Here is a 12,163-nt window from a genome sequence, read left to right as displayed (position 1 = left end):
ATGACGACTCTTTCTCCGCTCCCGTCGACGACGCCGGCGCTGGGCACCCCGGGAAATCTGCTGCAGCTGGTTCGCTCGGGTCACGCCAGATCACGATCTGACCTGGCACGAATCACCGGATTGGCGCCTTCCACGGTGGGTCTCCGAGTGAACGACCTGCTGCGCCTGGGCGTGCTGACCGAGACGGGTACCGGCGCGCACGGTGGCCGCAAAGCGCGTCACCTGAAAGTGGATGGGCGCTCCGGGATCGTGGCCGCCGTGGACATCGGCGCCAGCCACGTTCGGGTGGCCATCGCTGATCTCGCCGGCAATGTGCTCTCTGACGAGCAGCGCTCTTCCGAGCTGATCGACGCCGACCCCGGGATCACCGTCGACCGGTTGTGGAGCGAGATCGAGGCGATGGCGGCCACGGTGGGGCGTGAGATGTCGAGCCTCCGGGGGCTCGCCGTCGGTATCCCGGCCCCCGTCTCCCAACCCGATGGACGTATCGTGTCCCCGGCATTCATGCCGTCGTGGAACCAGGTCCGCCTGGCCGACTGGTTCGCACTGCACACCAGCGTTCCCGTGCACGTGGAGAACGATGCGAACCTCTATGCCATCGCAGAGTGCCCTGCCGGCGGTGATCTGCACGAAGCCCACGTGCTGGCGGTGAAGCTGGGAACACGAATCGGTAGCGGCATCATCAGCGCAGGCGTCGTCCACCGTGGCTTCAACGGTGCCGCCGGAGAGATCTCGCACACACGGGCCTCTGGGGAAGCATCGATCCCCTGTTCGTGCAGCGTGCCGAACTGCCTGGAGTCCGTGGCCAGTGGTGGCGCTCTCGTTGCGCGGCTTCGACAGAGTGGGCGCACCATCGCCGACACGGCCGAACTCGTGCAGCTGGGCGCCGACGGCGATCCCCAGGTAGTGGAGGTCCTCCGGGAGGCCGGGCGCGAGATCGGCGCCGCCCTCTCGGCTTTCGTGAACTTTTTCAACCCGCACGATGTCGTCCTCGGCGGGACGATGTCGAACAGTGGACCACTCGTGGCCGCGTTGCGGGCCGAACTCTTCCGCACGTGCCTTCCCCTGGTCACGGAGGACCTCGATGTTCGCTCCGCACGGATCGACACGGGCCTGGCAAGCATGGGCGGGCTTCGCCTCGCCCTGGATTCTGTGCTTCACCCGCATCGGGTGGACCAGCTGGTCGGAGAGTCCGAGACCGGCGGAGCGCGGTGAGCGCGGACGCCGCCTATATCGGCGTGGATGTCGGCGGAACGACGATCAAAGCGATTGCCGCTGACTCCGGTGGTCATCTGATCACCTCGACGCGGTCGGCGACCTTCCGGGTCGACGGCAGCGCACTGAAGACCCTGAGTGCGACGATCGATGACCTGCACTCCCGGCTCACAGCATCCGGGCGGACCGTCGCTGCCGTCGGTGTCTGCACCCCCGGCATCGTCGACCCTGTTGAAGGGGAAGTGCGATTTGCGGCGAACCTCGACTGGGACCGCCTGCCGCTGGTCGCGATCTTGCGGCGCCGCCATGGCATACCGGTCTTTCTCGAGCACGACGCTCGCACGGCCGCGCTGGCCGAAATTGCCGTCCGGGGGATCTCGGCGGCGACATCGATCGCGTTCATCCCTCTTGGTACCGGCATTGCAGCAGCGATGTACGACCGCGGCACCCTCATCACTGGTCGGACAGGCGCGAGCGGTGAGATCGGACACACGATCGTGTATCCGGCAGGTGAGCTCTGTACCTGCGGACAGCATGGATGCGTGGAGGCATACGCCGGGACGGCTTCGATCCGTCGCAGATATGTGGCCAGGGGCGGCGAGACCATCAGCGTGAAGACCTTGGTGGAGCGCATCGAGGTCGAACCTCTCGCCGCCGCCATCTGGGGAGAGGCGGTCGATGCTCTCAGTCGGGGGCTGCACACGACGATTGCTCTCACCGATCCGGAGCTCGTGGTGTTGGGCGGAGGTCTATCTCTTGCCGGGTCGAGGCTTCTTGACCCGGTACGGACCAAACTGGCGGAGCTGTTCACCTGGCGTGTTGCCCCCACGGTCGTGACTTCGCGATTGGGCCGCGATGCCGGCGTGGTCGGAGCGACCTTCCTCGCATCGCAGCGCAGCTTTTCGGTGTCGCAGTTGCGCACCTTGTCCGCCGAACTATCCGCCCGGTCACGGTCGGCGTCGCGTCGGCCCGGGGCCGTCACGGTTTCAGCCGACGAGCTGGACGCGTAGCGGTTAAGGCTTCCGGGCGGGCATCCCGTGGCGCGACAGCCACTCGGAAGACGCTGCACCGGCCCCGCTCCGGGGCCGGTGCAGTCATGGCTTGACCGCTGTCTTCTGGGGAACCTCAGGGTCGATCGAGTTGTGCCCGGGTTCGCGCCAGGGGCCGGATGCGGATGAAGTACCACAGGACGCCGAGTGCGAGAACGACCAGTCCGGAGTATCCGGCGACGTTGTTCTGAGCAGGCAGGGTGAGCGCCAAATCCATCACGATGATCCAGAGGATCGCCAGCACGCCGATCGGCTTGAACCAGCGGCCGAGGCTGAAGCCGTCGGCGGGCTGCACGATGCCGGTCCTATTCCACATGCCCGCGATGATGATCAGCGCGTAGGAGGTGTAGACGGCGACCGAGGACACGCTGGTGATGATGGCTTCGATTTGTGCGCCGAGGGTGAACAGGATGGAGATGACGGTGGCTGCGATGATCGCCACGTACGGCACCCGGTTGATGGTGCTCACCTTCACCAGGTGCTTGGAGCCGGGCAGCACGGAATCGCGAGCCATGGACCAGCCAAGACGAGAGACGGCTGCGAGGTTGATGAGCCCGCAGGCGAAGATGGCGATGAACACCAGGACCATGAAGAGCGAGGACACCACGTTCCCGAAATGCGCTTCGACGATCGCCAGCAGCGGCGTCGGCGATGCCTGGATCTCTTGGACGTTCGGGATGGCCAACGTGAAGCCGAGTAGGACGACGAATCCTCCGATGGCGGAGATCAAGACGGAGTTCACGATCGCCTTCGGAACGGATTTTGTCGGTTTTCCGCTTTCTTCGGCGAGATCCGCGGCGCCTTCGAATCCGGTCAGTGTGTATGCGGCCGTCAGCGAGGACAGTGCGAACCCGCCCAAGCCGGCTGTCGCGGCGCCGGTGTTGCTGAAGAGGTCTACGTGTGTGCCGCCGTTGAGGAAGACCCACACGAACAGGGCCAGCCCCACCAGGAGGGTGCCGACAATTTCCGCGACGACGGAGAAGTTGTTCAGGGCGCTGGCGAACCGCAGCCCGACAAGGTGGATGACCGCCCAGGCAACGAGGGTGACGATAGTGACGGCGACGATTGTCCCGGTGCTCGAGCCCATTCCTACGAACGGGCAGAAGTAGGACGCGAACGCATAGGCGACCCCGGCGGTCCCGGTGAGCCAGCCGACCAACGCGAGCCATCCGGGGAACCAGCCATACCCGAGGCTGACCATGCGGGCGGACCATTGGTAGGCGTAACCGGCGAGCGGAACGCGGGTCGCGAGGTGGGCCAGTGTCAGGGCGATGAGCACGTTGCCTAGGCCGACGATGGGCCAGGTCCAGACGAAGACCGGCCCCGCAGCGTTGAGGCCGAAGCCGTAATTGGCGAACAGGCCGGTGGTGATCGACATGAGGGAGAACGACACGGCGAATGTGGAGAAGAAGCCGAGCGTTCTTCGCAGTTCCGATTTGTATCCGAACTGGGTCGTTTCCTCGCCGTCGACGAGGGTCGGGTTCTCGGATGATGACATTCTGGTGCTCCTTTGCGTGAATGGTTGGGGGTGGGGCGAAAGGGATTCGGTCAGGTGCGTGCAGGCTGTCGCGGGGTGGCGGCAGGGCCGGCATTGATGAGCTTCATTGCCGCCTGGATGTCCGCGATGATGATCACGTCGGGGTGGAGTTGCAGGGCGGAGGCGGGGCACGCCCAGGTCACTGGGCCGAGTATGGCGTCTGCGAGAGCATCAGCTTTCGCAGCGCCATGGGCGACCAGCAGCAGGGTGGCGGCGTTCAGAATCGTGCCGACGCCTTGGGTGATGCAGTGGGTGGGGACCTCGGACAGCGAGGGGAAGAATCGGCTATTGTCACGGCGGGTCTGTTCGGTCAGCTCGGCGACGTGGGTTCGGCTGGACAGGCTGCTGAAGGGTTCGTTGAAACCGATGTGCCCGTTTACTCCGATCCCTAAGAGCTGCAAATCCACTGCTGCGTCTCTCACCAGCTCGTCGTAGCGCCGGGCTGCCGCGTGTGGGTCAGGCGCCCAGGCATCCGGTGTGTGCAGCGCTTCGTCGGGAAGCCCGAGCGGACGGGCGAAGGTCTGAAGGAGGGTCTGACGATAGGTCGCGGGAGAACCCTGCGGGAGCCCGATGTACTCGTCGAGGGCGAAAGCGTTGATGTCAACAGTGTCGAAGAGCGTGCGGTGGTTCTCGGCGAGGCTGACATAGGTGGCCAGAGGTGAGGATCCGGTGGCGACACCGAGCCGGAACTCCCGCCGCCCGGACATGTGCTTTGCGATTTCGTCGGCTGCCATGCGCCCGACAGCCGAGGGGTCGTCCGCGACGATCAGCTCCATGATGGTTCCTTTCGGAGGGCGAGCTCGCCTGCCGCGATGGCCAACCCGCGCACGACCGCGTCGTGGACGAATTCTCCGGCGCGGATGTCCACGGGGTAGGGGTGGCCGGACAACGTGAGCTTCAGGTCGTGAATCAACGATGGGGCTGAGCTGACCCCGCCGCCGACGACGATTCGCTCTGGGTCGAGCATCCAGACGATGTTCTCGATCACCTCGGTCAGCGCGTCGACCGCTCTCACCGCCACCGCGGCGAGGGGACCTGTTGCGGATTCGAAGACTTCGCTCGCTCGAACTTCTCGGCCCGCTACGGCCGCCGCGGACGCTTCGATCGCTCTGCCGCCGATCTGGTCCTCCAGGATCGACCCTGACCGGGTCCGGATGTAGCCGATCTCGCCTGCGATCCCGTTCTGCCCTCTTACGAGGCGGCCGCCGACGACGAGGCCGGCGCCGATTCCGGTTCCGAGACCGAGGTATACGCCGTTCCGGACTCCCCGAAGTGCCCCGGAGGTGAGCTCGGCCTGAGTGGCGAAGTTCACATCGTTTCCGATGACGAAGGGAAGCTGAAGTGTGCGCCGGGCGGTTTCGGGAAGACGCAATGACGTCCAACCGCCGACGTTCGGGGCGAGGTCGATGCCCTGCTCCTGGACGATGCCCGGGCTTGCGATGGCTGCTGCCGAAACCGCTGCTCCGAACTCCTGCGTTGCCCAGTCGGCCAGGTGCAGTGCGCGGGCGAAGGCGTCCTCCACGATCGCTTGCGCCGACGCCGAGTGATCGATCGCGTGTCGCTCACGGCGCAACAGGACGCCCGCGGGTGTCGCGACGGCGACATCGATCTTGGTCCCGCCGAAGTCGATCGCGAGAACGCACTCGGTGTGGTCTACCGGATTGACCTCAGACATCGCGGGACCACGGTGTTCCCGGCTCTGACTGGATCCACGTACGAATGGCGTTGCGGAATCCCGGCGTGAGCTCGCGAGCCGAGAGGACGGTGTACCAGAGTCCACTGCGCTGGATGACTTCGGGTACGGCGTCGAATGCGCGGTCCACGTCTTCCCAGGTCACACCCATGTCAGCGGGACGATAGGGCACCTCGAGGGTGTCGAGAACACCTCGGATCCTGTCCGGTTCGTTGTCCTGCAGGGCGCTCGCGATCAAGATGCCGAGGCCGACAGCCTGACCGTGCAGGAAGGATTTCCCGGTGACGTACTCGAGTGCGTAGAAGAGGAAGTGATCGGCGCCCTCGATGTGACGAGGATTCCATCCAGCGTTCGCAAACGCGCTCCCGCCGTAGCTGAGCGAGGCGACCAGGTGCCGGATGCCGTCGTCGGTGAGATCGTGGATCGCCTGGGCATTGTCAACGATGCGCTCATAGGCCTCGCGTGATGCCGCAGCCAGCCGCTCGTCATAGGGCCACTGGGCCTCGACCCTGCCTTCCGAGGCGGCGAACTTCCAGTCCCAGAGCGCCGTGTGGTAGCACAGCACGTCCGCGGCGCCGGAGCGGGACAGAAGGGCTGGCGCCGACCGAATCAGGTCGAAATCGACGAAGATCGCCTCGGGCACAGCCCAGCCCACGTACGAGACGATGCCCCCTGTGCGCACCGCACTTCGGTGGCCCCACGGTGCGTTGACGCTCAACGCCGTCGGCACCTGGAACAGCGGCTTGCCGGTACGCCAGGCCAGGTATTTGGCCGTGTCAATCGCCTGTCCTCCGCCGATACCGATGATGGTCCCGGCGTCCCGGACGCGGTCGACCAGCTTCTCCAGGTGCGTGCGGTCGAGACCGGCCGTCAGCTCCATCGCCCCCTCGAATCCGGCGACGTCACGGTAGAGGTGCGTGAGATCCGGCATGGAGACGACCACCAGGGGTCCGTTTGCGATCTTGGGGAGCTCTCCGATGAGTCCTCGCCCGAAGATCGTGTTCATTTCGCGCACGTGCGCCTCCGTCCTATCGAGTATCTGAGAGTGTGCATCATCGAACGGAGCAAGTCAATACTATTAACGTGATCGGAATGCGGGAAGATTGTGAGGTGAGCGACGAAGCAATCAAACTGGGGCATCAGGGGCGCCACGAAATCGTGCGTCGACACAACGAACGCGCGGTGCTTCGCGCCATCTACGATTCGGGACCTTCGAGCAGAGCGGCGATTGCAGCGTCAACCGGCCTTTCAAAACCGACCGCCGGAGCCCTTCTGGAGAACCTGGCCGAGCAGGGTCACCTCAGGACCGCGACCGAACTCATCGAAGGCCGAGAACGTCAGACCTTCCACTTCTCGGACGGAATCGGTCTCGCGCTGGGGATTGAGATCGGTGCGTCGTTCGTGCGTGGCGCGCTTACAGACATCACCGGGAATCGCAGCATCGAACCCGTCGCGCTTCCCACGCCGACCGACCGGAACGACCTCGTCGATGTGGTGCGCAACGTGTTCTCCGAGGTGCACACCCGAGCTGGCTCCCGGGCGGAAGACGTCAAGACGCTGACGCTTGCGGTGCCTGGCTCGTTGACCGATTCAGGCGCAGCCATCGCGCTTTCCCCGACGGTTCCCTCGCTGGAAGGGCTGCAACTGACTCGCCGGCTGCAACTGGGAGACGAAGTCGAGATCGCCATCGAGAACGATGCCAACCTTGCCGCCCTGGGGGAAGGGTGGCGCGGGGCGGCGTTTCCGTCGAAGAACTATGCGGCGGTCTACCTCGCGGCCGGGGTCGGTATGGGTATCGTCAGCGATGGGCACATTCTGCGCGGCGCACGCGGATTCGCCGGCGAGATCGCGTACCTGCCAATCGGTGCGGACTTACACGACCCGGAAGTGCATGCCCGCGGTGCGCTGGAAGTTGCCGTAGCAAACGCCGACGTGCGGAGCAACGCCGAGCTCATTCCCCTGCTTGCGCGCACGATCCTCAGCGTTCACGCGATTCTGGACCCTGAACTGGTCGTACTTGGCGGGGCGCGTGCGGCGTCTCCCGGGTTGATCGAGGGTGTCCGCTCGGCTGTTGGCGCGATCGTGCCCTTCGAAGTCAGAATCGAGGCGTCTCCGCTGGGCACGGACGCTGTGCTTATCGGGGCGGTGGCCGACGCGCGGTTGCATCTCTTGAATACCGTTCTGGGGTGATTGGGCGACGGCGACGGCGCCCAATGGACGTGCGCGCCCGAGCGATCCCGACTGCCGGCCTTCCATTCGGAGGTCACATTCCGCAACGCTCGCTCGACCGAAGGTGCCGGGCGCCGGGATAGTCAGCGCTCAGCCACCTGATACAAGGACAAGTCGCCCAACGGGGTTGCTTGTCCTGGGAGCGACGGGCTCCCACGGTCAGGCGATGGCGCGACGGAAAGGCAAGGCCATGACGATCACGAATCCCGCGATAGAAGCTCCCGCCCCACGCTGGCGGGACGAAGGACGCCCTCACGACAGCGCGGGATGGATCCGCAGGGCACAGGAAGTCGCTGACATCCTGTCTGTCGACGCCCTCGAGCGCGACCGCGCCAATGCCACTCCTTACACGGAGGTGCAGCTCCTTAAGGAGTCCGGGCTCGTCACCCTCCTCGGACCCCGTGAGCACGGTGGCGCCGGGGAGAGCTGGGACACCGCGTACAAGGTCATCAGAGCTGTAGCCCGGGGCGACGGTTCGATCGGCCAGGTGCTCGGTTACCACTATCTCTGGGCCTGGGCCGCACGCCTGGTCGCCACCGAGGAGCAGATCGCCGCCGTCGAGGAGCTCTACACGACAAACAACTTTGTCTTCGGCGGTGCGGTCAATCCCCGGGACTCCGACCTCACCATCCGCGAAGACGGCGATGAACTCGTCTACTCGGGGCGGAAGTCGTTCTCGACCGGCGGTCAGATCTCGGACCTCACGGTGCTCGAAGGGGTCCTCGAAGGCGCGGAAACGCACATCTTCGCCATCGTCCCAACGGCACAGGAGGGCATCGTCTTCGCCGGCGACTGGGACAGCCTGGGACAGCGGCTCACCGAATCCGGGTCCGTGGAGATCCGGGATGTGCGAGTGCCCTGGACAGCCGCGGCCGGGTTCGTCGATAGGGAGTTCCAGCCGCTGGTCTACAACACCCTCAACGTCCCCACGATCCAGCTGGTCTTCGCCAACTTCTACCTCGGTATCGCGCAAGGAGCGCTAGAAGCCGGTTCCTCGTACACCCGCTCCACCACCCGCCCGTGGCCGTATGGAGGCGATAACAAACAGCGGGCCGGCGAGGAGTGGTACTTGCTCGAAGGGTACGGGGAGCTGCAGTCGAAGCTCTGGGCCGACGAGGCGCTGCTCGATGTTGCGGGCGCGGAGATCAGTGCCCTGCTGCACGCGCCGCGAGAAGGCCTGTCGGAGCGGCGCCGTGGTGAGGTCGCGGTGCGCATCGCAGCTGGGAAGCTGCGGATCGTCGACGATGGCCTGGAGGTGGCCACCAAGATTTACGAGCTCGCCGGCGCCCGGGCCTCGGCGAGTTCCGTCGGGTTGGACATCTTCTGGCGCAACCTTCGCACGCACAGCCTGCACGATCCGATCGCATACAAGAAGCGTGAAGTGGGCGAGTACGTCCTCCTCAACCAGATCCCTGAGCCCACCTGGTATACGTGAGGTCGCACAGGCGGTGAGGAGCCTGAAACGGCGGCTGATCATCAGCCGCCGTTTCGTCGTAGAGGCGGGGTGTTCGCCCAGGCAGGGACCGCTACTCGGCCCAACCATCCGCTAGACGCCATGTATATTTCGCGCGTACCGGGTCGACGACTTGTCTAATCGGTCGAGCGTGTCCCGACCCTACCGTGAGACGCAACCGACCCCTGAGGAGGACCCGCGATGCTCTCGATGGAGACCGCACGACGGACCACTGCCAACCCGCTCGCTGACGCAACCTCCCAGTTGGATGCCGCGATTGCCAGTCTGGGGTACGACTCCGGTATCCGAGACATGTTAGCTACGCCTCGTCGCGAGATGACCGTGTCAGTTCCGCTGCGAACCGACGACGGCAGCATCCGGGTCTTCACCGGTCACCGGGTGCAGCACAACCTCTCACGAGGGCCGGCGAAAGGCGGACTTCGCTACAGCCCCGATGTCACCCTCGATGAGGTCCGCGCCCTCGCGATGTGGATGACCTGGAAGTGCGCGCTCGTCGACATCCCGTATGGCGGAGCAAAAGGCGGCATCACCATCGACCCTCGCGCCCACTCCGAGGCCGAACTCGAACGCGTCACGCGGCGCTACACCAGCGAGATCCTCCCCATAATCGGTCCGGAGCGCGACATCCCGGCTCCCGATATCGGGACGTCGGAGAAGACCATGGCCTGGATCATGGACACCTACTCCGTCGCCACCGGATACACGGTTCCCGGCGTGGTGACGGGCAAGCCGCTGGCCCTCGGCGGCTCCCTGGGCCGTGCCAGCGCAACCTCTCGCGGCGTGGCGCACGTGGCCCTCGCCGCCCTCCAGCACCGCGGCATCTCCTGCATCGGTGCCACTACCGTCGTGCAAGGCTTCGGCAAGGTCGGCCGCGACGCAACCCGGTTCCTGACCGAAGCGGGGGCGCGGGTGGTGGCGATAGCCGACCAATACGGTGCCATCTACAACGCAGGCGGGATCGATCCGGACCGCCTCGGCGCACATGTGGACGCCACCGGATCCGTGGTCGGCTTCGCCGGTTCCGAGCCGATCGACGCCTCCGCCGCGCTCGAACTGCACGTCGACCTCTTGATCCCTGCCGCAGTCGAAGGTGTGCTCACCGCCCAGAACGCACCACGGATCACCGCCCGCGTCATCGTCGAGGGAGCGAATGGGCCGACCACCACGGCCGCGGACCGGATCTTCGTCGCCAACGACCAGTTGGTCGTCCCCGACATTCTCGCCAACTCCGGCGGGGTGATCGTCTCCTACTTCGAGTGGGTACAGGCCAACCAGGCCTACTGGTGGGGAGTGGAAGAAGTCGAATCCCGGCTCCGTTCGCGGATGCTCTCGACCTGGCGCAATGTCCTCGACTATTCCAATAAGCGCCGGCTGACCTTGCGCGAAGCCGCGACCGCGCTCGCCGTCGAGCGGGTCGCCGAAGCACACCGTCTTCGTGGCATGTACCCGTGAGGGCCTGAGTCCTCGCTACTCCAATTCGACGGCTCTGACGGGCCGCGTGCGGATGTCCTCGATCTCGCCGCCTGCCTCATCGACCGACATCGCGGGCGTGGGGCGCCGGAACCCGCGCGTGAGCCAGAGGAGCCATAGGAAACCCGCGGCCAGCCAGGTGGACCCGATGATCAGTGCGGTCGGGCTCAGTCGGGTGAGCATGTAAAGGGTGACGCAGGCGCCCACGGCGGGGAGGATCACGTACCCGACAACGCCGAGCGGTGTGGTCTTTCGTTTGCGGACATAGAACGCGATCACGCAGATGTTCACGACGGTGAAACCGGTGAAGGCGCCGAAGTTGATGAAGGAGTAGGCGATGTCGGTGGTCAGGAACATGCCGACGACGCACATCAGTCCCGTGAACGCGATCGCCCAAATCGGTGTCTTGGTGACGGGGCTGACCCAGCCGAACAGTCGTTTGGACAGCACGCCGTCGCGTCCCATGAAGTAGAGCAGTCTGCTGGAGCTGAGCTGCACGGCGAGTCCCGACGCGAACCCGGCGACGACGCCGGCCAGGTTGGTCCAGTCGGCGAAGGTCTGCCCGCCGACCTGAATGGAAAGGATGTAGCCGCCCACTTGCTCGTCGCCCGGTCCGCCAAAGTTGAAGCCGGGGTGGACCAGCTGCATGACGTAGGCGACGCTGACGAACAGAAGCCCTCCAATCACGATCACCAGGATGACGGCGCGGGGGATCGTTTTGGATGCGTCCTTGGTCTCTTCCGACAACGTTGTGACCGCGTCGAATCCCAGGTATGAGTATGCGGCGATCGCGGCGGCCGCGGTCACTCCGCCGAGGCTGGTCTGGCTGTTCCAGACGGGGGTGATGTAGTCGTGAGCGGGATGGTGCACCAGAAAGACCAGACAGTACGCCACGAACAGCAGCACCAGGAAGACGGAGAACGCAGTGAGCACCATATTGACGCGGTCGCTGAGGACGAGTCCGATGATGTTGATGGCGGTGGTGAGACCGGCGTTGATGAGCATCCATGCCCACACCGGGATCTCCGGGAACTGGGCGTTGAGGTAGACCGATTGCACCAGCCAGGCCACCATCGGCAGGAAAAGATAGTCCAGCAGGATGCTCCAGCCGACCAGGAATCCGATGGGGGAGTTCAGGAGCCGGCGTGCGTAGAAGTAGGCGGAGCCGGACACCGGGTAATGCTTGGAGAGTTTGGAGTAGCTGATAGCCGTCAAAAGCATGGCCAACGTGGCGATCAGGAAGGCGGTCGGGGCGGTTCCGGCGCTGGCGACCGCGATGACACCGAAGATCACCATCACCAGGCTCGGTGCCATGTAGGCCAGGCCGAATGCGACAACCGATGGCAGCCCGAGCCGCTTCTCGAGGTGGCCCTCGCGCTGACTCATTTCGCGCCTCCGGCGACACAGTAGCGGGCACGCATGGGATCCTCCTCGATCGATGGGTGCTCCTCAGTATCGACCGTCGGTTGATGCCCGTCAAAGATTCCAAGTGCGTC

The 12,163-nt window shown here is 65.1% G+C and carries 10 protein-coding genes; 5 read left to right on the top strand and 5 right to left on the bottom strand.

What is annotated here, in order from left to right; genetic code table 11:
* Nucleotides 1-147 precede the first annotated feature (147 nt).
* Together BLW09_RS15965 and BLW09_RS15960 are read left to right on the top strand one after the other, a co-directional pair.
* Nucleotides 148-1,215, top strand: coding sequence for an ROK family protein (locus BLW09_RS15965; protein WP_157696976.1), 1,068 nt, complete (start codon nucleotides 148-150; stop codon nucleotides 1,213-1,215).
* Nucleotides 1,212-2,225: an ROK family protein gene (locus tag BLW09_RS15960; RefSeq protein WP_157694684.1), complete on the top strand. Its 1,014-nt coding sequence runs from the start codon at nucleotides 1,212-1,214 to the stop codon at nucleotides 2,223-2,225. Before BLW09_RS15965 ends, BLW09_RS15960 begins: the two co-directional genes overlap by 4 nt.
* A gap of 115 nt (nucleotides 2,226-2,340) precedes the next feature.
* On the opposite strand, the gene BLW09_RS15955 is transcribed toward BLW09_RS15960, so the two are convergent.
* The 4 genes from BLW09_RS15955 to BLW09_RS15940 are packed head-to-tail and all read right to left on the bottom strand — an operon-like array spanning nucleotide 2,341 to nucleotide 6,500.
* Nucleotides 2,341-3,762: an amino acid permease gene (locus BLW09_RS15955; protein WP_089877454.1), complete on the bottom strand. Its 1,422-nt coding sequence runs from the start codon at nucleotides 3,760-3,762 to the stop codon at nucleotides 2,341-2,343.
* Nucleotides 3,763-3,812: 50 nt separating this feature from the next.
* Entirely contained in the window at nucleotides 3,813-4,577 is a 765-nt protein-coding gene (locus BLW09_RS15950; RefSeq protein WP_089914955.1) for a glucosamine-6-phosphate deaminase, read from the bottom strand.
* Nucleotides 4,568-5,476, bottom strand: coding sequence for an ROK family protein (locus BLW09_RS15945; protein ID WP_089914951.1), 909 nt, complete (start codon nucleotides 5,474-5,476; stop codon nucleotides 4,568-4,570). The genes BLW09_RS15950 and BLW09_RS15945 overlap by 10 nt, the downstream gene beginning before the upstream one ends.
* Entirely contained in the window at nucleotides 5,469-6,500 is a 1,032-nt protein-coding gene (locus BLW09_RS15940) for an iron-containing alcohol dehydrogenase (RefSeq protein ID WP_089914948.1), read from the bottom strand. The genes BLW09_RS15945 and BLW09_RS15940 overlap by 8 nt, the downstream gene beginning before the upstream one ends.
* A gap of 104 nt (nucleotides 6,501-6,604) precedes the next feature.
* On the opposite strand from BLW09_RS15940, the gene BLW09_RS15935 reads away from it, so the two are divergent.
* From BLW09_RS15935 to BLW09_RS15925, 3 genes are all read left to right on the top strand, one after another.
* Nucleotides 6,605-7,684 (top strand): ROK family transcriptional regulator, encoded by a 1,080-nt coding sequence (locus BLW09_RS15935; protein WP_157696974.1) that lies wholly within the window; start codon nucleotides 6,605-6,607, stop codon nucleotides 7,682-7,684.
* A gap of 229 nt (nucleotides 7,685-7,913) precedes the next feature.
* Entirely contained in the window at nucleotides 7,914-9,158 is a 1,245-nt protein-coding gene (locus BLW09_RS15930) for an acyl-CoA dehydrogenase family protein (RefSeq protein WP_089914942.1), read from the top strand.
* A 219-nt stretch (nucleotides 9,159-9,377) separates the two neighbouring features.
* On the top strand, nucleotides 9,378-10,649 hold the full coding sequence (locus tag BLW09_RS15925) for a Glu/Leu/Phe/Val family dehydrogenase (RefSeq protein WP_089914939.1): 1,272 nt from the start codon (nucleotides 9,378-9,380) through the stop codon (nucleotides 10,647-10,649).
* Nucleotides 10,650-10,664: 15 nt separating this feature from the next.
* Here the strand turns inward: BLW09_RS15925 and BLW09_RS15920 are convergent, their stop codons facing one another.
* Nucleotides 10,665-12,053 (bottom strand): APC family permease, encoded by a 1,389-nt coding sequence (locus BLW09_RS15920; RefSeq protein WP_197682031.1) that lies wholly within the window; start codon nucleotides 12,051-12,053, stop codon nucleotides 10,665-10,667.
* Nucleotides 12,054-12,163: the final 110 nt, after the last annotated feature.

This window comes from Leifsonia sp. 21MFCrub1.1 (genome assembly GCF_900107895.1).
Taxonomy (GTDB): domain Bacteria; phylum Actinomycetota; class Actinomycetes; order Actinomycetales; family Microbacteriaceae; genus Leifsonia; species Leifsonia soli.
Note: the sequence above shows the minus strand (reverse complement) of the source record. Positions and strands in the feature narration are given on the sequence as shown.

Coding starts and splice junctions, on each gene's coding strand:
- BLW09_RS15955 (WP_089877454.1), bottom strand. CDS start 3,762: ATGTCATCATCCGAGAACCCGACCCTCGTCGACGGCGAGGAAACGACC.
- BLW09_RS15950 (WP_089914955.1), bottom strand. CDS start 4,577: ATGGAGCTGATCGTCGCGGACGACCCCTCGGCTGTCGGGCGCATGGCA.
- BLW09_RS15945 (WP_089914951.1), bottom strand. CDS start 5,476: ATGTCTGAGGTCAATCCGGTAGACCACACCGAGTGCGTTCTCGCGATC.
- BLW09_RS15940 (WP_089914948.1), bottom strand. CDS start 6,500: ATGAACACGATCTTCGGGCGAGGACTCATCGGAGAGCTCCCCAAGATC.
- BLW09_RS15930 (WP_089914942.1), top strand. CDS start 7,914: ATGACGATCACGAATCCCGCGATAGAAGCTCCCGCCCCACGCTGGCGG.
- BLW09_RS15925 (WP_089914939.1), top strand. CDS start 9,378: ATGCTCTCGATGGAGACCGCACGACGGACCACTGCCAACCCGCTCGCT.
- BLW09_RS15920 (WP_197682031.1), bottom strand. CDS start 12,053: ATGAGTCAGCGCGAGGGCCACCTCGAGAAGCGGCTCGGGCTGCCATCG.